Origin of the sequence: Reyranella sp., assembly GCF_050185545.1 — a bacterium.
Taxonomy (GTDB): domain Bacteria; phylum Pseudomonadota; class Alphaproteobacteria; order Reyranellales; family Reyranellaceae; genus Reyranella.
The window spans coordinates 69,324-90,630 of record NZ_JBFWZI010000006.1 but is presented as its reverse complement, the minus strand read 5'-3'; the positions used below and the strand labels follow the sequence as shown (position 1 = coordinate 90,630).

Sequence of the window (21,307 nt, the reverse complement as noted above, 5' to 3'; positions counted from 1 at the left end):
CCTGCTCAATTGGTGGCGAAGTTGACGGTGCGGAATTCCATGGCGAAGGAGGGCGAGGCCTTCCAGCGGATGTCCTTGCGCTTGGCGGTGAACGTGGCGTTCTGGTGCAGCACCGTGTAGGCGGGATCTTCGCGCTCGCAGATCACGAGCATGCGGGCAAACATCGCCTTGCGCCTGGCCATGTCGGTCTCGACCTCCATGGCAGCGGAGAGCTTGTTCATCTCCTCGTTGCTCCATTCGCCGACCTGCTGCTGCTGGCCCTGCGGGCCGTGCTGGGCGACGATCGAGGAGATGGGGTCGTTGTAGCCCGCGCTGTTGGACCAGTCGCGCACGGCGCGCTGCCCGTTGCCCTCGAAAATCTGCTGCCAGTTCTCCTTCATCTCTATCTGCACGTTGAGCCCGGCCTGACGCCACATCTCGACCAGCACCTGCGCCGTCGCCACCTGGTTGGTGTAGTAGTTGTTGAGCAGGCGGTAGGGGATCGGCTCGCCCTTGTAACCCGCGTCCTTCAGGAGCGCCTTGGCCGCGGCGAGATCGTAGTCCGGCACCGTCCAGTTCTCGACGAACATCGGTCCGTAGAACTCCCATTGCAGGCCGGCCGGCACGCGCGTGCGACCCGACCACAGCGCGTCGACGATCGCCTTGCGGTCGATCGCATGGGTGAAGGCGCGGCGGATGCGCGGATCGGCGAGCCGCGGATGGTTCTTGTCGAACACCGTGAGGCGGTGATTGACGATGGTGCTGCCCAGTACCTCGAACCTGGCGTTCTTCTCGATGCCCGGGATCTGGTCGGGCGGCACGTCGCAGATGAAGTCGAACTGGCCGGCCAGCAGGCCGTTGATGCGGGTCGCCACCTCGGGCACCACCACCATGCGCACGCTCTTCAATGGCGGTCGGCCGCCCCAGTAGTCGTCGTGGGCGTCCATCACCAGCGATTGGTCGGGCACGAATTCGCGCACCTTGTAGGGACCCGTCGCAACCGGCGCGCGCGACCATTCCATCCAGCTCTTCGCGTGGTCGAAGGTGCGGCGCGAGACGATGTCGCTGCCCATGCGGCCCAGCCGGCCTTCCAGGGTGACGTCGGGCGTGCGGTTGGTGAAGCGCACGGTGTACTTGTCGATCGCCTCGACCTTCTCCAACGCGGGCAACAGGCGCTTGGCGACCGCCGGCACTTCCGGAGGCAGGGTTTTGCCCTGGACAGAATCGCGGATCAGCACCGAGGTGAACAGGGTCTTGTTCGAGCCGATGTCGTAGTCCGGCCCGAACATGCGCTCGCGGCTGAAGGTGAAGACCACGTCGTCGGCCGTCATCTCGTCGCCATTGTGGAATTTCACGCCCTTGCGCAGGGTGAACTCGACGGTGCGCGCGTCGAGGCGCTTCCAGCTCTCGGCCAGGCCCGGCACCGCTTCGAGCTTGCCCAGCAGGTTCTGCATGATCAGCGGCTCGAAAAGGAACGAGAAGACGCGCTGGCCGACATTGGACTGCTCGCGCAGCGGCTCCAGCGAGGCGCTGTTGGCGATCTGCTGCACGGCGATGGTGATGCTGGGCCGCTGGTCCACCTGGCCGATGGCGATGCGCGGAAGGCTCAGGCTCGCGGCGGCGAGGCTCGTGGTGGCGATCAGGCCGCGGCGACGCAGGAACATGGCGCGAACTCCCCTCGATGAAGGCCGCGACGCTAATCCGCGAAGATGAACGGCAGGTGTCGGTCCTGTGACGCTTCTCTTGTGCGGTGCCGCATGAGCGGGGGCAGCTTCAATGCGCCGGGAGCGCGCCACTCCAGTGGCGCTCATGGCTTGCGATCGACGAAGAATGCGCCACTGGAGTGGCGCGCTCCAAGCGCATGACCAGCCAAATTTAACGCCTATGGGGCACCTCCCGCGATTACGGGGAGGGATTGAGAGGTTGACTTACCGACTATGGGGCCGTCCCACAGCTTCGCCATGCCGGCCGGTGCCCGACACGAAGCGCTGTGCGCCGGATTGGAACCCCTGCTGCATGGCGGGTGCGCTGCCTGCGATCTCGCGTCGGATCGCCTCATCCTCGGGAAAGTCCCATTGGCCCATCAACGACGCGCGATCCGACAGCATCGCGACCTGAGGCAGGCTGGCCAATTCGAGCGCCAGCCGCTCGGCTTCGCGGCGCGCCTCGCCCTTCTTCACCAGACGGTTGGCGAGACCCATAGCGTGGGCCTCGCGGGCATCGACGGCGCGGCCGGTGAGCATCATGTCGAGCGCGCGGCTCTGGCCGATCAGGCGCGGCAGGCGCACCGTGCAGCCGTTCGGCATCGGCCCGCCGTAGCGCCGGCAGAACACCCCGAACACCGCCGTCTCATCGGCAACGCGAAGATCGCACCACACCGCGAGCGCGAGGCCTGCGGCGACGGCGTGTCCTTCGACGGCGGCGATGACCGGCTTGGCGAGCGAGCGGCGCGTCACGCCCTTGTCCTCGCCGGCCCAGCAGAAGCCGATCGCTGCGCCGCTCGCCAGCTCCTTGAGGTCGGCTCCGGCGCAGAAGCTGCCACCCGCGCCGGTGAGCACGGCCACCCGCGCCGCATCGTCGACCTCGAACGCCCTGAACGCGTCATGCAGCGCCTTCACCGTTTCGACGCGGCAGGCGTTGCGCGCCTCGGGCCGGTTGATGATCACGGTGGTGACCGGGCCGTTGCGTTCGACCAGGACGTCGTTGCGGGTCATGTTGCGATCTCCTCCAGGAACTCCCCCGGCAGACCTTAACACGAGGCCAAGCTGCGAAGCGGTGGAGCCGGCGGCGACAAACTCGAAGTGGTTCGAGTCGATGGCCAGAGAGCCTCCGGGGACTGCACTCGCGTCGCTGCCGAATGCCTTGTCTTCGGTTCGACGGCCGTCGGGCAATCGAAGACGGCTTTCCGTGCACGGCAATCCGCGATAGAACTCAGAGCGAGTCAGCAAGATGGCGGTCTACAACATCGCCAATCGGTCGGGGTCGCAGCGATGCGGCCCGCCGGGTCAACCAGTCGACCCTGCAGCGTTGCGTAATCAGCGTGGTAACCCCGAATCACATTCGGGGCTGCGTAAATTGGGGAGGATAAACGCTTACGAGGAGGCAGTTTGATGAGAAGGTTCCTATTGGGGCTTGGGGCGCTGGCCGTGTCGGCCATGATAGCGTTGCCACTGCAGGCACAAGCGCCCGCGCAACCGCGCGTACTTAAGATCCAGACCAGCTGGCCGGCATCGTCCCAGGCTTTCGACCAGATGCAGGCCTTCGGCAAGCGGCTGGAAGTGGTCACCGGCGGTCGAATCAAGATGGAGGCCCTGCCGGGCGGCCAGATCGTGCCGCCGTTCGAGGTGCTCGACGCCACCCACAAGAAGGTCATCGACGGCGCTCACAGCTGGCCCGGATACTGGGTCGGTCGCAACAAGACCGCGATTCTATTCACCGGCGGTCCGGGCGGGCCACACGGGATGGACCTCATCGATTTCATGAGCTGGATGTGGCACGGCGGCGGCTTCGACATGATGCAGAAGTTCTACCGCGAAACCATGAAGATGAACGTCATCTCGATTCCGATGCACACCCAGAGCCCACAGGCGCTGGGCTGGTTCAAGCGCAAGATCGATAACGTGCAGGACTTCAAGGGCATGCGCTGCCGCGAGACGGGCATTGCCCAGGAAGTTTTCAACGAGATGGGGATGCGCACGGTCAACATGCCGGGCGGCGAAATCATGCCGGCGGCCGAGCGCGGCGTGATCGATTGTGCCGAATGGGTCGGCGGCATCGACGACCTGAAGTTCGGCTTCCATACCATCTGGAAGTGGCACTATGCGCCGTCGCTGCACGAGCCGGTCTCGATCGGCGAGCTGATGATCAACCTCGATGTGTGGAACACCTTCACTCCGGCCGACCAGGAATTGATCAAGACCGTCGCCTGGGAAACCCTCTTCTGGCACTGGGCGAAGTGGCAGCGCATGAACGCCGAGGCGGTCGAGGAGTTCAAGACCAAGCACGGCGTCAACGTCATGTACACGCCGCCGGAAATCCTGAAGGAGTTTCTCGCCGCTTGGGATCGTGTTGCGGCCAAGGAAGCCGCGAAGAACCCGATCTTCAAGGAAGTCTACGAGTCGCAGAAAAAGTGGGCGTCGGTCACCGTGCCGATGAAGAAGGTCTACTTCCCGCCCTACGCGATTGCGGCCGACCACTACTGGCCCGACAAGAAGTAAACAGCGAAGACTAGAGGCAAACCCGCACCGCGCGCCAGCGCGTTGCGGGTTCTGCCTCCGATTCGGCGCCGTAGTTTTCCGGGGAGAGTTTTTGGGGGAGAGTACATGGCAACGCCATCACCCGCCTATCTCGCGACGATACGGGGGATAGACAAGTTCACTGAATATACTGCGTACCTTTTCTGCCTGTTCAACATACCGCTGATTGGCGCGAACACTTACGAGGTGATCTCGCGCTATGGCTTCGGCGAACCGACCGAGTGGGCGCTCGACACCACCACCCAATCCTTCGGTGCGATGTTCATGCTGGGCGCGGCCTATGCCCTGGCGAAGGGCGGGCATGTGCGCACGGACATGTTGTGGGAGGGCTTCTCCGACCGCACGAAGGGCATGATCGATTCGGCCGGCTATATCCTGTTCTTCCTGCCGACGATGGCCGTTCTGGTGTTCATCAGCATCGACGACTTCTTCTATGCGATGTCGATCAACGAGCGGTCGAACACCACATCGTGGCAACCGATCCTCTGGCCGTTGCGCGGCGTCATCCCGCTGGCCTGCGCGCTGTTGTTCGTCCAGGGCATCTCGGAGCTTCTCAAGAGCCTGTGGGCCGCCCGAACCGGCGAGTTCCTCGTGCATCAGGAGAAGCTCGAGCTATGACCGGAGACCAAATCACCGGCCTGATCATGCTCTTCGGCATGATCACGGTCATCTTCGTGGGCTTTCCCATATCGTTTACGCTGCTGTTCCTGGCCATGGTCTTCGGCTGGATCGGCCTGGGGCTGGAGCTGACCTTCAACCTCACGTACCTCCAGATCTGGGGGACGATGAAGGACGAGGTGTTTCCCGCCGTCCCGCTGTTCATCTTCATGGGCTTCATGACGGAGCAGGCGGGGCTGATGGAACGGCTGTTCGGCGCCTTGCGCAATTTGCTCGCTCCGGTGCGCGGCGCGCTCTATCTGGCGGTGATTCTGACGGCCACGATCTTCGCCATGGCGACGGGCATTGTCGGCGCGGCGGTGACCGTTCTCGGCATCATGGCTGCGCCCATGATGATCAAGGCCGGCTACGATGCGCGGCTGTCCTCGGGCGCGATCGCTGCCGGCGGGACGCTGGGCATCCTCATCCCGCCGTCGGTCATGCTGGTGGTCATGGGACCGACCATGGGCGTCCCGGTGAACCTGCTCTACTCCGCCTCATTCGGTCCGGGATTCCTGCTGGCCAGTCTCTACATCATCTATACTCTCGGCCGCAGCTTCATGAACCCCAGCCTCGGCCCGCCGGTGCCGAAGGAAGACCGGGTCACGGACCCCCTTGTGCTGATCAAGGAGTTCATCGTCGGCGTGCTGCCGCTTGCGCTGCTGATCGGGTTCACCCTGGGCACGATCCTGGCGGGCATGGCGACACCCACCGAGGCGGCGGCCTGCGGCGCCAGCGGCGCAACCTTGCTGGCGCTCTGCTACCGCAAGCTGACGTTCACGGCCCTGAAGAATGCCGCCATCATGACCATGATGACGGCTGGCGTGGTGATCCTGCTGGCCGTCGCGTCCAACGTCTTCGGCGCGGTGTTCACCAAGCTCGGGACGGCACAGGTCATCACGCAGACCTTGGCAGGGATCCCGCTACCCGACATGGGCAAGCTGATCGTCATCATGATCGCGGTGTTCCTGCTCGGCTGGCCGTTCGAATGGCCGGCGATCGTGCTGGTCTTCATGCCGATCGTCCTGCCCGTCGTCGAAGGACTTCAGCTCGGCCTGAGCAAGCTCGAGCTGCTGATATGGTTCGGCGCCCTGATCGCGGTGAACCTGCAAACGGCTTTCCTGTCTCCGCCCGTGGCGATGTCGGCGTACTACCTGCGCAACGTCGTCCCGCAGTGGAGCCTGGGAACGATATATCGGGGGATGGGCGATTTCATGATCATCCAGGTGATCTGCCTCACCATCGTCATCCTGTTCCCCGACATCGTCCTGTGGCTGCCGCGGTCGTTGCGGTAGTCGATCCGGTCAGGGGCGGCATTGGCCGCCCCTGAACTCTTGTCGACGCCGCCGCGTAGCGGCTGTGCATGCGCGCATAGCTGGAGTCCGCTCTCCGGATCTTGCACGGCGCCGGTCGCGATGATCGTATTGAGGAAGAGGAGGGTCCCATGCCCCGCTCCCTCAGCCCTCTCGAGGAAGTCGAGCTGCGCCGCGTCGCCCACGGATCCGTCATGATCGATGCACGGATCGCCGCCCGGTTGCGCGCCGTAGCCCTGGTCGAGGAAGGGCCGGGTGGATTGCGTCTGACACCGCTCGGTCGCCGGCGCCTCGATGCGCTTCCTCGGGCGCCTCTGCTGAAACCCCGGGGTGAGGTGCCTGCAATCTCGAGCGTCATCGCGAACCTGCTCGACAGAGCTGACAGGCGCAGAAGGAATGGCGCTGTCGGGAGGCCCGCATCGTCGGGAGGGCGGCCGCACTCCTGACCGTGGAGACGCCGTCAACAGGGCGGCTGCGCGGCGCGCACGAGGACATCGATGGCAAGCGACCCAGGTCCGAGCGGAACTTCTCGAAGCGAAGACGAGCCTAGACCGCAGGCACAGGCACCGGGCAAGGCGTCCACGCCCGCCTTCGGGGCGATGGAAACGCTATCGAAGTGGCTGGAGCAGATTCGCAAGGTGACCGTGTCCGCGGCGGTCGTCCTGGGCGTCGTCATCGTGGCCGTCCTGGTGGTGCGCGAGGTCTCCAAGGAGGGAATGATCGTCGAGCCGGTGGTCGTTCAGTTGCCTGATCTGAAGTCGGCGCCGACGCCCGACCTCGCCGCACAGCAGATCGCCGCATCGCTCAATCTGATCCAGAGTGCCGGCGTCGCCGAATGGCAGCGGCTCTATGTCGATCAGTCGACCAATCCCATCGACCTTCAGGTTCCGGGAGCGCCGCTCACCCTGCGCGCCAGTATCCGCGAGATCGCGGCTCTGTTCGGCGTCACCCGGCCGACCATTCGGGCGTCGCTCGCGGTGCGCCGCGAGCCGGCCGGTTATGTGGGATCGGTCAGCCTGGTCGGCGAGCCGGGCGCGCGCGCAATCTGCGAGGCCGCCGACGTTCCGTCGGGCGTGGACGAGGTCCTGGAGTGCCTCGCCCTCAGCGTGATGACTCTGCGCGATCCCAAGGTCGCGGCACTCTACGTCTTTCGCGCCGAAGAGAAGGCCTGCAACAGTCTCGACACTCCGCAGGTGCCCGATGCCTCGGACGTGACCCGCGAGGAACGGCGCATCCGCAATCGGCGCGAGCGCTGTGCCTTCGAGCGGACGCAGGCGCTGATCGCCCGTACGCTCGAGAGCGGTCGCGCTGCCGACCTGCCCTGGGTGCCCTATGTCTTCGGCCTGGTCCATCTGGCGCGCGCGGCGGCACTGGCCGACATCGATCGCGCCCAGCAGCTCGGCGAGCTCGACCAGGCGATCGGACGATTCAGCGACACGCTGAGCCGCATGCCGAACTCACCGACAGCGCTTGCCGTCCTGATCGACGCCTTCATCCGCAAGGGAGTGTCGATTCACGAGACCACGCCCGGCATGGCATGGACGGACGATCCCGCCTCGCCCCTGCAATGGCAGCTCTATCTCGCCGAGTCGACGTTCGCCGAGGCGGTGGAGAAGTTGCGCGACATGCCGCAGCGACGCGACCGTGCCCTCGATGCCCTGGTCCGCCGCCTCGAGGGCCACCTGATCTACCGGCAATGGCTTCTCGTGGCGCATCGGCGAACGCAGCTGCCCCTGGTGACCGTGGCGCTTGGCCAGCCGGCCGAGCTCGAGATGCTGACCGATGCGGCCAACCGCTACGCCGCGGCGGCTGCCAACGGGCCGCAATCCGTTGGCCTGTTCCTCGAATGGGGCGACGTGCTGCGCGCCAAGGGCGAGTTCGACGGCGCGGTCGAGAGATATCTCCGCGCCGCCGACTTGAGCCCGGGTGACGCGACGCCGCGCCTCAGCATTGCCATCGCCTACCTGGATCGGGTTGGTCATGGTCCCGAGCCGGCCGTGCCGATCCATCTCCTGGTCGCTCTCGGGGCCTCGTCGAGCTATCTGTCATGGGCTTCCAACGGCAGCCCCGATCCGACCTTCATCGGCCGTGTGGTGCGGGCGCTCGGCCGCTCGGGCCACGCCGAGGACGGCGCGGCCTTCAAGTTCTGCCTCGAGGAAGCACTCAACTCGACGGGGACGCCGGACGACCACGATGTGGAGCGCTGGAAACTGGCCGCGGCGCTCAAGCTGTGCATCGACGAGGCGATCGAGCAGGTCAACGGCCGTGTCGTTGCCGCGCCGCGCGAGTTAGTGGCGCCCGCCAGGGTCCGCTGACCGGGCGAGGGCTGCGTCGCCGGCGACCAATTGGCCGTTCATCGTGCAGCCTGGAAGCGCGAGACGGACGAGGGACTCGGCGTGCGCCTCGGGCGGCGTCTGCCGTGCTTCATCCTCTCCGGGATAGGCTTGGCCGCGCATCGTCGTGCGCATCGGCCCTGGATCGAACAGGTTGACCCGCACCGACGTATGCGCGACCTCGGCGGCATAGATGCCGACCAGCATGTCGAGCGCGGCCTTGCTGGCGGCGTAGGCGCCCCAGTAGGGCACGGCGCGGCGCCCGACGTCGGACGTCACGAAGATGGCGCGCCCGGCATCGGAGCGGCGCAGCAGCGGGTCGAGCGAGCGGATCAGGCGCCAGTTCGCGGTCAGGTTCACCGCGATCACCTGCTCGAAGGTCTGCGGCTCGATATGGCCGAGCGGCGACAGGGTGCCGAGGATGGCCGCATTGCCGAGCAGCACGTCAAGACGGCCGAACCGCTCGTACAGCGCGGCGCCCAGGCGATCGATGCCCGGCCCGTCGGTCACGTCGAGCGGCACCAGCGTCGCCGAGCCGCCGAGGGCCTTGATCCCGTCGTCGACGGCCTCCAGCCCGCCGACCGTTCGCGCCACCAGGATGCAGTGCGCGCCTTCCCTGGCATATGCCAGCGCCGCTGCCGCACCAAGGCCGCGCGAGGCGCCTGTGACCAGCGCGATGCGACCGGCCAGGCGGCCGGCACTGCCGTTGGACATGGGCCGGCCTCAGGCCGATTCGACGAGAAGGGAGAGCTGGCGGTCCTCGACGCCCAGAACGTCGTCGAGCGCGATCGGATAGTCGCCGGTGAAGCAGGCATCGCAGAAGGTGGGATTGGCGGGGTCGCGTCCCGGCAGGCCCATCGCCCGGTAGAGGCCGTCGATCGAGAGGAAGGCGAGCGAATCGACGCCGATGAACTTCGCCATGCCGGCCACGTCGTAGCGCGACGCCAGCAGCTTCTCCCGCTCCGGCGTGTCGATGCCGTAGAAGCAGGGGTCGGTGGTAGGTGGTGCGGCAACGCGCATGTGCACCTCGTGGGCACCGGCGTTGCGTACCATCTCCACGATCTTCATCGACGTGGTGCCGCGCACGATCGAATCGTCGACCAGGATCACGCGCTTGCCTTCGATGTGGGCACGGTTCGCGTTGTGCTTCAGGCGTACGCCGAGATGGCGGATGTGGTCGGCGGGCTCGATGAACGTGCGCCCGACATAGTGATTGCGGATGATTCCGAGCTCGAACGGCAGGCCTGACTGGCGGGCGTAGCCGATCGCTGCCGGTACGCCCGAATCGGGCACCGGCACGACCACGTCGGCCGGCACCGGGCTCTCCCTGGCGAGCTCCATGCCGATGCGCTTCCGGGCGTCGTAGACGCCGATCCCCTCGATCCGCGAATCCGGCCGGGCAAAGTAGATGTACTCGAAGACGCAGAATCGCCGCTTCTCCTTGGCGAACGGCTTGATCGAGCGCAGTCCTGTGCCGTCGACGATGACGATCTCGCCCGGCTCGACGTCGCGCACGAAGCGGGCACCGAGGATGTCGAGGGCGCAGCTTTCCGAGCTCAGGATCCAGGCATCTTCGAGCCGGCCGATCACCAGCGGACGCACGCCCATCGGATCGCGCACGCCGAGCAGCGCCTCGTTGGTGAGCAGCAGGAGGGAATAGGCACCCTTGACCCTGCCGAGGGCGTCGATCAGCCGGTCCACCACGGTAGAGTAGTTCGAGCGGGCGATCAGGTGGTTGATGACCTCCGTGTCGGTGGTCGACTGGAACAGGCAACCCATCCGCACCAGCTCCTTACGCAGCAGGTAGGCGTTGGTGAGGTTGCCGTTGTGGGCCAGCGCCAGGCCGCCGAAATCGAAATCGGCGAAGATCGGCTGGATATTGCGGTCGGAGGAGCCGCCGGTCGTGGCATAACGGTTGTGCCCGATCGCAGCGTAGCCGTTCAGCTTTTCGATGACAGACGGGTCGCCGAAGATGTCGCCGACCAGGCCGGCGGCCCGGTGATTGTGGAAATGCCGGCCGTCGAAGGTGACGATGCCGGAGGCCTCCTGGCCGCGATGCTGCATGGCATGGAGGCCGAGGGCGGTGTGGGCGGCGGCATCGGATGTTCCGAAGATGCCGAACAACGCACACTCCTCGTGAAACTTGTCGAGGTCGTGGTCTATGCGTTGGGGGACACTGGACACGGCGGGGTTATAGCTGGTGTCTGCCCCCTGCGCCATCAAGGATGAGTCACTGCGGTTTAGTGTCCTTGTCCTTGGGCTCCGCATCCTTGGGTTCCGCATCGGCGGGCGCCGCCGGGGAAGGCGGGGAGACCAGGCCTTCGCCGCGACCCTGCAGGCGGGTGCGGAAGCCGGGTGGCAGGTAAGGCTCGATGAACCCGGCCATTTCCTTGATCATGGGGAAGGTGGCGCCCCCCTCGACCGCCGGCGGCAGGGTGCGCGGCCCGAGATAGCCGTAGAACAGAAAGGCGGCGCCGAGGGCCACCCAGGCGCACAGAACGCCGAACCCCGCGCCCAGGATGCGGTCGGGTTTGCCCAGTGGGCTTGCCCGCACGGCGCGCGACAGGGCGTTGGTCGCCATGACCAGCACGATCAGCGCGGCGACGAAGACCACCAGCATGGCGATGAAATAGGCCAGCTCGGTGCTGCCGACGAGCTTCTCGACTTCGGGCTGCAGGAGCTTGGCGTAGTTCAGGGCAACCCAGCCCGAGGCAATCCAGGAGGCGATGAACAGGATGGAGTGGGCGAAGCCGCTCGACATGCCGACCAGGGCGCCAAAGACGGCGACGGCCGCGACAGCGACGTCGAATACGGTGATCCCTAGCTGCTCCATCGTCTCCATACGCTCCGAGGCCTAGTTGCGCCGCCGATCCGCCAAGCCTTCGCGCTCCGGACGCCTTTGGCGCCGGTCGGCCGGTTGGAAACGCGCCACAAGGTCCGATAGATGGTCGATTTCGTCAATGGTGATGCCCTCCGGCGCGCGCGGCGTCGCTCCGCTGCCGGCTCGCGCGCGCGGCACCAGGGCGCTGCGGAAGCCGAGCTTGGCGGCCTCGCGCAACCGCGCCTCGCGCTGGCCGACCGGCCGCACTTCGCCGCCGAGACCAATCTCGCCGAACACCACCATGTCGGCCGGCACGGGCTCGTCGGCGAGCGACGAGACGACCGACGCGGCGACCGCAAGGTCGGCCGCCGGTTCGCTGATCCGCAGCCCTCCTGCGACGTTGAGGTAGACGTCGTTTGCGCCGACAGCGGCCGCGCAGCGCGCTTCGAGGACGGCCAGCACCATGGCTAGCCGGTTGGAATCCCAACCGACCACGGCATGGCGCGGCGTGCCGAACGAGGAGGGAGCGACCAGGGCCTGGATCTCGACCAGCAGCGGGCGCGTGCCTTCGATGCCGGCGAAGACGCAGGCGCCAGAGACCTGGCCGCGCCGCTCGCCGAGGAACAGGGCCGACGGGTTGGCGACATCGGCGAGGCCGCGGTCGGACATCTCGAACACGCCGATCTCGTCGGTCGGGCCGAAGCGGTTCTTGACCGTGCGCAGGATGCGGAACTGGTGGCCGCGCTCGCCCTCGAAGTAGAGCACCGTGTCGACCATGTGCTCGAGCACGCGCGGGCCGGCGATGGCGCCATCCTTGGTGACGTGGCCGACCAGCAGGATGGCGATGCCGCGGCGCTTGGCGAGTTCGACCAGGGCCTGCGCCGAGGCGCGCACCTGCGTGACGGTGCCGGGCGTGCTTTCGACCGTGTCGAGCCACATGGTCTGGATCGAATCGATCACCGCGACCCTGGGCGCGTCCGGCCGTTCCAGCGAGGCGACGATGTCGCGCACCGAGGTGGCGGCGGTGAGCTGCACCGGGGCATCGCTCACGCCCAGGCGCTCGCCGCGCAGCCGCACCTGATCGAGGGCCTCCTCGCCGGAGATGTAGGCACAGGCGGTATGCTGGCGCGCCAGGGCGGCCGCGACCTGCAGCAGGAGGGTCGACTTGCCGATGCCCGGATCGCCGCCGATCAGCAGCGCCGAGCCGACCACCAGGCCGCCGCCGCACACCCGGTCGAACTCGGCGATGCCGCTGCGGTAGCGCGGCGGTTGCGGCGTCGAACCCTTGAGGCTCGCAAAATCGAGCAGGCGCCCCTTGTGGCGCCCTGGGCCGCCGCGCGCCAGCCCGCTGCCGGCCGGCCCGGGCGGGGCCGCCGTTTCCTCGACGATGGTGTTCCATTCGCCGCAGGACTCGCAGCGGCCGCTCCACTTGCTGGTGATGGCGCCGCACGACTGGCAGGCAAAGCGCTTGAGCGGGCGGGCCATCAGAGGGGCTCGTGCGCGACGATCATTCTCCTCCCCAGCTTGCTGGGGAGGTGTCGCCGTCCTACGGCGACGGAGGGGTCATGGCTGGGAGCGCGCCACTCCGTGGCGCTCATGCATTGGCTGGTCCAGAAAGAATTTGAGCGCCACGGAGTGGCGCGCTCCCGGCCATGACCCCTCCGCCCCCTTCGGGGGCACCTCCCCCGTAAGACGTGGGAGGGATATGTGAATCGCACCCTCACAGCTTCCGCACCTGCATCCGGATCGGGCCCTCGGCGCGGCCGTGGATGAACTGGTCGACGCGCGGGTCGCCCGACCGGTCGATCTCGCCGACCGGGCCCTGCCAGATCAGCCGGCCGTCGTGCAGCATGGTGATACGATGGCCGATCTTGCGCGCCGACGCCATGTCGTGGGTGATCGACACGGCGGTCGCCCCGAGATCGCTCACGCATTTCACGATCAGGTCGTTGATCACGTCGGCCATGATCGGGTCGAGGCCGGTGGTCGGCTCGTCGAAGAAGATGATGTCCGGCTCGCGCGCGATGGCGCGCGCCAGGGCGACACGCTTCTGCATGCCGCCGCTCAGCTCGGACGGAAACAGCTCGCCGATCTCGGGACCCAGGCCGACGGCGCCCAGCTTCGCCATTGCCACGTCGCGCGCCTTCTGCGGTGCCATGCCATCGCTCTGGATCGGCCCGAAGGCGACGTTCTCCCAGACCCGCAGCGAATCGAACAGTGCGCCACCCTGGAACAGCATGCCGAACTTGCGCATGACCCGCTCGCGCTCGCGATTGGCGAGAGTCGTCGTCTCCTCGCCGTCGACATGGATCGAGCCGGAATCGGGCTGCATCAGGCCGAGAATGCATTTCAGCAGCACCGACTTGCCGGTGCCCGATCCGCCGATCACCACGACGGACTCGCGAGGCGCGACCGATAGATCAATGCCCTGCAGCACTTTCTTCGGGCCGAACGACTTGGTGACGCCGCGCAGCAGGATTTTCGCCGGGCCCGTCACAGCGCGAAGAACGCTTCGGTGATGAAGTAGTTGAAGGTCAGGATCAGGATCGACGCCGAGACCACCGCGTTCGTCGTCGCCATGCCGACGCCCTGCGCGCCGCCGCGCGAGGTGTAACCGTGGTAGCAGCCCATCAGGGTGATCAGGAAGCCGAACACGGCGGCCTTCACCAGGCCGGAGAACACGTCCTGGAATTCGAGGAAGTCCATCGTGTTGCGGAGGTAAGCGACATCGTTGAAGTCGAGCTTGTAGACGCCCACCAGAAAGCCGCCGAGGACGCCGATGATATCGGCGATCAGCACCAGTATCGGCAGGGTGATGATGCCGGCAATCAGGCGCGGCACGACGAGATAGCGGAAAGGATCGGTCGACAGGGTCGTCAGCGCGTCGATCTGCTCGGTCACCCGCATGGTGCCGATCTCGGCCGCCATGGCTGCGCCGACCCGGCCGGCCACCATGAGCCCGGCCAGCACCGGGCCGAGCTCGCGGGTCAGGGACACCACGACGACGTTGGGGATGGCGCTCTCGGCCGAGAAGCGGGCGAACCCGGTGTAGCTCTGCAGAGCCAGCACCATGCCGGTGAAGATCGCCGTCAGGCCGACCACAGGCAGCGAGTAATAGCCGATCTCCATGACCTGCCGCAGGATCTGCCGGCGATACCATGGCGGGCGCAGGCCCTGCCGCACGGCATGGAAGGCGAAGGCGGTGACGGCGCCGGTCGCAGCGAGGAAGGCGAGCGTCATGCGCCCGAGCAGGGTCACGATCGGCAGGGTCACGAGGCGGTCTCCGGGCGATCGACGTAGAGGCGCGCATAGCGCCGGCCGAGGGCGGTCATCACTTCATAGGCGTTGGTGCGCGCATGGTCGGCCAAGTCCTCCGCCGTCACGTGCCGACCGAGCACCTCGACGGTGGCGCCGAGCCGGCATTCGTTTTCGGGGATGTCGGTCACGTCGATCGTCACCAGGTCCATCGAGATGCGCCCGATCACCGGCACGCGATGTCCGGCAAGATAGACGTGCGTTCGATGGATGAGCGTGCGGAAGTAGCCGTCGGCATAGCCAAGTGCAATCGTGGCGATGCGGCTTGGCCGGACGGAACGCCACGCCCCACCGTATCCAACCGTCTGAAAAGCGTCAATTCGGCGGGTCTGCAGGATGCGTGCATGCAGCGATACGACCGGCAGCATGGGATTGGCCTGGTCTGGCAGCGGGTTGATGCCATAGAGCGCGGCGCCCGGTCGCAACAGGTCGAAATGGTAGTCCGGGCCGAGAAAGATTCCGGAGGAATTGGCCAGCGATGCTGGCGCACCCGGCATGGTGCGCAGGAAGTTGCGGAAGCGCGACAGCTGCTCGCCGTTGACCGGATTGGCCTGCTCCTCCGACGCCACCAGGTGGCTCATCAGCAGAGCCAGCCGCAGCCCGCGCAGGCGACCGCGCTCGTTGGCCAGGACCTGTGCCTCGTCGGGCGGGAAGCCCAGGCGATGCATGCCGGTGTCGATGTGGATGATCGCATCGAGCGGCCGGTTGAAGCGCTGCGCGGCGGCCCGCCAGCTATTGAGCTGCCCGAGATGATTCAGCGCCGGCGTCAGCCGGTGCTCGACGAAATCGCCATCGGTGCCGGGCAGCAAGCCGTTGAGAACGCAGATCGGATGATCGGGCACGACGGCGCGCAGCGCGATGCCTTCGTCGAGGTGGGCGACGAAGAACTGCCGGCAGCCTTCCGCCGCCAGGCGCGGACCGACCATCGCCGCGCCGGTGCCGTAGGCGTCGGCCTTCAGCACGGCGGCGCAATCGATCGGCCGGCCCTCTGCGCGACCGGCGTCGCGCAGGCCGCGCCAGTTGGCGGCTATCGCACCGAGGTCGATCGTCAGGATCGCGCCGGCCCGCCGCGCCGGGTCGTCGTCCAGGGCAGCCATCCTCCGCGCCCTTAGACCAGCACCACGGACTGAACCGCGAACAGCAACACCTGTCCCCCCAATGACATGTGCTCATGCGGACCGCGGGCGTTCCTCCCGCTCGTGATCTCATGAGCGGGCGGGACGCCCGCGGTCCGCATGAGCATGATTCCCACCAAGCCCCACACCCCTAGAACGCCGGCCCGAGCGGCCGCTCCTCGTCGGCCGGCAGGTTGTCGAACTTGGTGATCGAGCCTTCGAATGCCAGCCGCACGATGCCGGTCGGCCCGTGACGCTGCTTGGCGACGATCACTTCGGCCTTGCCGTAGGTCTGCTCGCAGCGCTGCTTCCAGGCGTCGTGGCGCTCGTTGAAGCGCTGGTCGCTCTCCTCGGCCCGGCGCGTCGGCTCGGAGCGTGTCAGATAGTACTCCTCGCGGTAGACGAACATGACGACGTCGGCGTCCTGCTCGATCGACCCCGATTCGCGCAGGTCGGCGAGTTGGGGCCGCTTGTCCTCGCGCTGCTCGACGGCGCGGCTGAGCTGCGAGAGCGCCAGCACCGGCACGTCGAGCTCCTTGGCCAGGGTCTTGAGGCCTCGGGTGATCTCGGAAATCTCCTGGACGCGGTTCTCCTGGCGCGAGCGGCCCGACGGGTTGAGAAGCTGCAGGTAGTCGACGACCAGCAGGCCGAGGCCGCGCGTCCGCTTGAGACGGCGCGCCCGGGTGCGCAGGGCGGCGATCGTCAGGGCAGGGGTGTCGTCGATGTAGAGGTTGAGATGCTCGAGCTGCTGGCTGACGGCGAGGACCTTGTCGAAATCGCTGCTGATCAGCTCGCCCTTGCGGATCTTCTCGGACGAGATCTCGGCCTGCTCGGCGAGAATGCGGTTGGCGAGCTGCTCGGCCGACATTTCGAGCGAGAAGAAGCCAACCACCGCCCCGTCGACCGCCACCGGCCGTCCATCAGGCCCATGCTCCTCGCGGTAGGCTTTCACTGCATTGAAGGCCATGTTGGTGGCGAGCGCGGTTTTTCCCATCGATGGCCGGCCGGCCAGGATGATCAGATCCGACTTGTGCAGGCCACCCAGCAGCTGGTCGAGCTGGAACAGTCCGGTCGCCACGCCGGTGAGCTGCCCGGCGCGGCTGTAGGCCGCCTCGGCGGCGACCATGGCTTCGGTGAGCGCCGTCCGGAACTGCTTGAAGCCGCCGTCGGTCTGCCCGACGCTCGCCAGGTCGTAGAGCTTCTTTTCCGCGACCTCGATCTGCTCCAGCGCCGTCGCTTCGAGCGTGGGCTTGTAGGCGCCGTTGACGACGTCCTCGCCGAGCGTGATCAGTTGGCGCAGCAGGTAGAGATCGTGGACCATGCGACCGAAATCGCCGGCATCGATCACATGGACGGACGCCGCGGCGAGGCCGGCCAGGTAGGCCGCACCGCCGGCCTCCTTCATGGTCTCGTCGCTCTCGACATAGGTCTTGAGCGTGACCGCGCTCACGACCTGCCCACGCTCGATCAGGCGGGCCAGCGAGTCGAACAGCTTGCCGTGCAGCGGATCGGCGAAGTGCTCGCCCTTGAGGAACTCGGCCACCCGATGATAGGCGGCGTTGTTCACAAGGATCGCGCCGAGCAGCGCCTGCTCGGCCTCGAAATTGTGCGGGGGCTCGCGCAGCCGGATGTCTTCGGTGCCCGGCAGGCGCGTGACGTTCGAGGTTCTGTTCATGGGCTCCATGGCAGAGCCTTTGTTAGAGACGAGAGGGGCCGTTCACCACCGCAAACGCGGCATGTGGATAGAAAGAATAACCTTAAAGTGGGGCACAACCCCAGTCCTACTTCGCTTCCTGTCGAGAGCGGGGAGCACGAATGGCCATGGCTCGCTTCGCGGCAGGCAAAACTGAGAAAAGCTCGCTGGAGAGAGTGGCGGTGAGATTTTGCGTCATTTGCGTCACAGCGTCATTATCGTTTGAGTTCAAATACTTGGCGGTGACGCAAATAGGCTCGTTTGGCAAAAGCTGCGTTACCGGAGTTTGCTGGGAGCGCGAGGCGCGACGGCGCCTGACGGCACCTCACCCCGGGCATCGAGCTTGTGCAAGAATCCGAGCGCATCCCGGGTCGACTCGCAAAGCTCATGGATACGGTAACTCGACTTCGTTGCCGAGTGTTCCGCATCGGCCACAGCCCGAGGCTCGCGCATGACCATCCTCCTTGATGCCGCGCAGTCGCCGACAACAGTCGCCGCCAGCCTTCCGCCAAGCTAGGCGAGATTTGCGCGGCGTCAATCCGGGTGCACCCCAATCCGGTCCACATTCGGCGACATCCCCATCCCCGTCTAATGCCCCGCCATGGCGCGGCCGATGGCGCCGACGTCTGCCTGGGCGGCGTCGGTCTGTAGGGCAAACGTGCCGTCGAACATCACGACGATGCGGTCTGACAGCTGCAGAATCTCGTCGAGGTCCTCGCTCACCAGCAGGATCGCCGCGCCGCGGTTGCGCGCCTGCACGATGCGTGTGCGGATCTCGGCGGCAGCGGCGAAATCGAGACCGAAGCAGGGGTTGGCGACGATCAGCAGGTCGCCCTCGCTCGAGAGTTCGCGCGCCAGCACGGCGCGCTGCACGTTGCCGCCCGACAGGGCCCTGATCGGCGCGTCCGGGCCGGGCGTCTTCACGCGATAGGCCTCGATCAGGCGGCGCGCCCTGTCGCGCATCGGCAGGCGCCTGAGGCGCACGCCGTCGGGAGACGCGGGCGGCTGGTCGAACGAGCGCAGTGCCATGTTCTCGGCCACTGTCATGTCGGCGACGCAGGCGTTGCGCAGTGGCTCCTCGGGCAGGCAGGCGATCTTGTGGCGGACCATCTCTGACCGGGTCGCCGTGTAAGGCTCGCCATGCACCAGCATGCGGCCGGCCAGGGCGTGGCGCTGGCCGGCCAGGGTCTCGACCAGCTCGCGCTGACCATTGCCTGAGACACCGGCCACGCCGACGATCTCGCCGGCCCGGACTTCCAGGACCAGGTCTTCGACCGCCAGCTGGCCGACGTGGTCGGCGACGCTCAGTCCCTCGAGGCGCAGCACGGGCTTGCCTGGCGGCCGCGCTTCGCGCTCGACGATGACGCGGTTCTCGCGGCGGCCGACCATCATTTCAGCCATCATGTCGTTGTCCAGTTCGCTGGTCGGCCTGGTGTCGACCAGCTGGCCGCGCCGCAGCACCGTCACCGTGTCGCAGAAGGCGTTCACTTCCCGGAACTTGTGGGTGATAGTGACGATCGTGAGCTCGCCGTCCCGGGTGAGCTTCTTCAGCGTCGATAGCACCTCGTCGGCCTCGTCGGGCGTCAGCACCGAGGTCGGCTCGTCGAGGATCAGCAGGTTTCGCTTGAGATAAAGCTGGCGCAGGATTTCCGCCTTCTGCTTCTGGCCAGCGGCAAGATCGGCCACCGGCGTGTCGAGCGGCACGGAAAACGGCGTCGTCGAGAAGTAGTCGCCGAGCAGGCGGCGCTCGCTCGCCCAGTCGATCACTGCCGGCAGCTTGCCGCGCGACAGCACGAAATTCTCAAGGACGGTCATGTTCGGCACCAGCGTGAAGTGCTGGTAGACCATGCCCAGGCCCAGCGCGTGGGCCTGCCTGGGATGGGCGATTTCGACCTCGCGGCCATTGAGCAGGATCTGGCCCTCGTCGGCCGCGTAATATCCCATGGCGCATTTGACGAGTGTGCTCTTGCCGGCGCCGTTCTCGCCCAGCAGTGCATGGAAGGCGCCGGCGGCGACCCTGACCGAGACATTGTCGAGCGCGGCCAGGGCGCCGAAGCGCTTGGAGAAGCCGATCAGCTCGAGCGACGGCGCGCCGCGATGCTCGGGAAAGTGGGCTGCGCCGATCACGCTCATGTCGCGCTCCTCAGGCGATCGCCTCGATCACGGCCGCCGAGCTGGCGACGGCGCCGAACACGCCGCCCTGCATCTCGACCATCTTGAGCGCCGCCAGATGGTTGCCCCTGTCGGTGGCGCCGGTGCAGTCGTCGAGGATCAGACATTCGAAGCCGCGATCGTTGGCCTCGCGCATGGTGGTGTGGACGCAGACGTCGGTGGTGATGCCGGTGAGCACGAGATTGGCGATGCCGCGCGTGCGCAGCATCAGCTCGAGATCGGTGGCGCAGAACGAGCCCTTGCCCGGTTTGTCGATCACCGGCTCACCCGGAGCAGGCGCGAGCTCGGGGATGATTTCCCAGCCCGGCTCGCCGCGCACCAGGATGCGCCCGCACGGGCCGGGATCGCCGATGCCGGCGCCGATCTGCTGCGAGCGCCAGCGCTTGTTGGCGGGCAGGTCGGCGAGGTCGGGGCGATGGCCTTCGCGCGTATGGAAGACATGCCAGCCGGCCTTGCGGACGGCGGCGAGCAGGCGCCTGATCGGCTCGATCGGCGCGCGGGTGAGCGAGAGATCGTAGCCCATCTTGTCGACATAGCCGCCGACGCCGCAGAAATCGGTCTGCATGTCGATGACGATCAGCGCCGAATTCTCCGGCCGCAGGTCGCCGTTCCACGGCCAGGGGTAGGGATGCGACTTCAAGTACCGGGTCACTGGGGTCTCCTCGCACCGCAGGGCATTTGACGGTGTTTGTTTGTCACATGCAGATGCCCTTCTCGCGCCGATCACTTGACGGCGCCGAGTTCGCCTGGTGCGCCACGCAGGCTGCGCTCGGGCGAGCAGGTGGCGATCATCAGGGCAAGCGTAAGCACATAGGGTGCGGCGCTGAACAGGTAATAGCCCTGGGTCACGCCGATCGACTGCAGGGCCGGGCTGATGGCGCCGGCGGCGCCGAACAGCAGGGACGCCCACAGGCAGCGGATCGGATCCCAGCGGGCGAAGATGACCAGCGCCACGGCCATGAGGCCCTGGCCGCTCGACAGGCCTTCGTTCCAGCTGCCCGGATAGTAGAGCGAGAGGAAAGCGCCCCCGACGCCGGCGAAAGCGCCGCCGATCGCGGTCGCGATCAGCCGCACCCTGCCGACCGACGCGCCGATGGCGAGCGCGGCGTCGACGCTCTCGCCGGCCAGGCGGACGATCAATCCCCAGCGCGTGTTGCGCAACGCCCAGGCCAGGGCGAAGGCGAGCACGACGCCGAGGATGAACAGGTAGTTGACCTGCAGCGCCTGGCGCACCTGCGGGATGTCGCTCCACCAGCCGAGATCGATGGCGCCCAGATTGGGCGCCTTGGGCTGGATGAAGGGCTTGCCGAGGAAGAAGGCGAGGCCCGTCGCGAACAGCATGAGGCCGATGCCGGTGGCAATGTCGTTGACCCGCGGCAGCTGGCAGATCGCGGCATGGAGGGCGCCCAGCAGCAGGCCCACCCCGGCCGCTACCAGCACGCCGAGCCACGGCGAGTCGGTCCCCAGCGCCACGCCGTAGGCGCTCATGGCGCCCATCACCAGCGTGCCCTCGAGCCCGAGATTGATGCGGCCGGATCGTTCCGTGAGGCATTCGCCGATGCTGACGAACAGGAAGGGCGTGCTGACCCGGATGGCGCCGGCCAGCATGGCCAGCGGCACGCCCCAGATACCCAGTCCCCCTCCCTCCGCCAT

Annotated in this window: 17 protein-coding genes; 4 read left to right on the top strand and 13 right to left on the bottom strand. The window is 66.8% G+C overall.

The window, feature by feature from the left end:
* Window positions 1-5 precede the first annotated feature (5 nt).
* On the bottom strand, window positions 6-1,643 hold the full coding sequence (locus AB7O82_RS03100; RefSeq protein ID WP_428553590.1) for an ABC transporter substrate-binding protein: 1,638 nt from the start codon (window positions 1,641-1,643) through the stop codon (window positions 6-8).
* A 264-nt stretch (window positions 1,644-1,907) separates the two neighbouring features.
* Window positions 1,908-2,693: a crotonase/enoyl-CoA hydratase family protein gene (locus AB7O82_RS03095; RefSeq protein ID WP_428540357.1), complete on the bottom strand. Its 786-nt coding sequence runs from the start codon at window positions 2,691-2,693 to the stop codon at window positions 1,908-1,910.
* Between the two features lie 396 nt (window positions 2,694-3,089).
* Between AB7O82_RS03095 and AB7O82_RS03090 the strand changes: the two genes are divergently transcribed.
* From AB7O82_RS03090 to AB7O82_RS03075, 4 genes are all read left to right on the top strand, one after another.
* The gene (locus AB7O82_RS03090; protein ID WP_428540351.1) at window positions 3,090-4,196 is read left to right on the top strand and encodes a TRAP transporter substrate-binding protein; all 1,107 of its coding nucleotides are present in this window, start codon (window positions 3,090-3,092) and stop codon (window positions 4,194-4,196) included.
* A 105-nt stretch (window positions 4,197-4,301) separates the two neighbouring features.
* Window positions 4,302-4,853: a TRAP transporter small permease subunit gene (locus AB7O82_RS03085; protein ID WP_428540348.1), complete on the top strand. Its 552-nt coding sequence runs from the start codon at window positions 4,302-4,304 to the stop codon at window positions 4,851-4,853.
* On the top strand, window positions 4,850-6,187 hold the full coding sequence (locus AB7O82_RS03080) for a TRAP transporter large permease (protein ID WP_428540345.1): 1,338 nt from the start codon (window positions 4,850-4,852) through the stop codon (window positions 6,185-6,187). The genes AB7O82_RS03085 and AB7O82_RS03080 overlap by 4 nt, the downstream gene beginning before the upstream one ends.
* Before the next feature lie 617 nt (window positions 6,188-6,804).
* On the top strand, window positions 6,805-8,520 hold the full coding sequence (locus AB7O82_RS03075) for a tetratricopeptide repeat protein (RefSeq protein ID WP_428540342.1): 1,716 nt from the start codon (window positions 6,805-6,807) through the stop codon (window positions 8,518-8,520).
* Here the strand turns inward: AB7O82_RS03075 and AB7O82_RS03070 are convergent.
* The 11 genes from AB7O82_RS03070 to AB7O82_RS03020 form a co-directional block, all read right to left on the bottom strand.
* Window positions 8,494-9,252, bottom strand: coding sequence for an SDR family NAD(P)-dependent oxidoreductase (locus AB7O82_RS03070; RefSeq protein WP_428540339.1), 759 nt, complete (start codon window positions 9,250-9,252; stop codon window positions 8,494-8,496). The two genes, AB7O82_RS03075 and AB7O82_RS03070, sit on opposite strands and share 27 nt — an antisense overlap.
* Window positions 9,253-9,261: 9 nt before the next feature.
* A complete protein-coding gene (gene purF, locus AB7O82_RS03065; protein WP_428540336.1) occupies window positions 9,262-10,758 on the bottom strand; it encodes an amidophosphoribosyltransferase in 1,497 nt (498 codons plus the stop codon).
* Between the two features lie 10 nt (window positions 10,759-10,768).
* Window positions 10,769-11,371, bottom strand: coding sequence for a CvpA family protein (locus AB7O82_RS03060; protein WP_428540333.1), 603 nt, complete (start codon window positions 11,369-11,371; stop codon window positions 10,769-10,771).
* Window positions 11,372-11,392: 21 nt separating this feature from the next.
* Window positions 11,393-12,844, bottom strand: coding sequence for a DNA repair protein RadA (gene radA / locus AB7O82_RS03055; RefSeq protein ID WP_428540330.1), 1,452 nt, complete (start codon window positions 12,842-12,844; stop codon window positions 11,393-11,395).
* A gap of 235 nt (window positions 12,845-13,079) precedes the next feature.
* The gene (locus AB7O82_RS03050) at window positions 13,080-13,856 is read right to left on the bottom strand and encodes an ABC transporter ATP-binding protein (protein WP_428540327.1); all 777 of its coding nucleotides are present in this window, start codon (window positions 13,854-13,856) and stop codon (window positions 13,080-13,082) included.
* Complete coding sequence (locus tag AB7O82_RS03045; RefSeq protein ID WP_428540324.1) at window positions 13,853-14,632, bottom strand: MlaE family ABC transporter permease; 780 nt, start codon at window positions 14,630-14,632, stop codon at window positions 13,853-13,855. Before AB7O82_RS03045 ends, AB7O82_RS03050 begins: the two co-directional genes overlap by 4 nt.
* Window positions 14,629-15,771 carry an alanine racemase gene (gene alr, locus AB7O82_RS03040; protein ID WP_428540321.1) on the bottom strand — a complete coding sequence of 381 codons (1,143 nt, stop codon included), beginning with the start codon at window positions 15,769-15,771 and terminating at the stop codon, window positions 14,629-14,631. Before alr ends, AB7O82_RS03045 begins: the two co-directional genes overlap by 4 nt.
* Window positions 15,772-15,940: 169 nt before the next feature.
* Window positions 15,941-17,464, bottom strand: a complete 1,524-nt coding sequence (locus tag AB7O82_RS03035; RefSeq protein ID WP_428540318.1) for a replicative DNA helicase — start codon at window positions 17,462-17,464, stop codon at window positions 15,941-15,943.
* Between the two features lie 606 nt (window positions 17,465-18,070).
* Window positions 18,071-19,615, bottom strand: a complete 1,545-nt coding sequence (locus tag AB7O82_RS03030) for an ABC transporter ATP-binding protein (protein ID WP_428618640.1) — start codon at window positions 19,613-19,615, stop codon at window positions 18,071-18,073.
* A 10-nt stretch (window positions 19,616-19,625) separates the two neighbouring features.
* Window positions 19,626-20,306 (bottom strand): biuret amidohydrolase, encoded by a 681-nt coding sequence (gene biuH / locus AB7O82_RS03025; RefSeq protein WP_428540312.1) that lies wholly within the window; start codon window positions 20,304-20,306, stop codon window positions 19,626-19,628.
* A gap of 71 nt (window positions 20,307-20,377) precedes the next feature.
* Window positions 20,378-21,307, bottom strand: coding sequence for an ABC transporter permease (locus tag AB7O82_RS03020; RefSeq protein WP_428540309.1), 930 nt, complete (start codon window positions 21,305-21,307; stop codon window positions 20,378-20,380).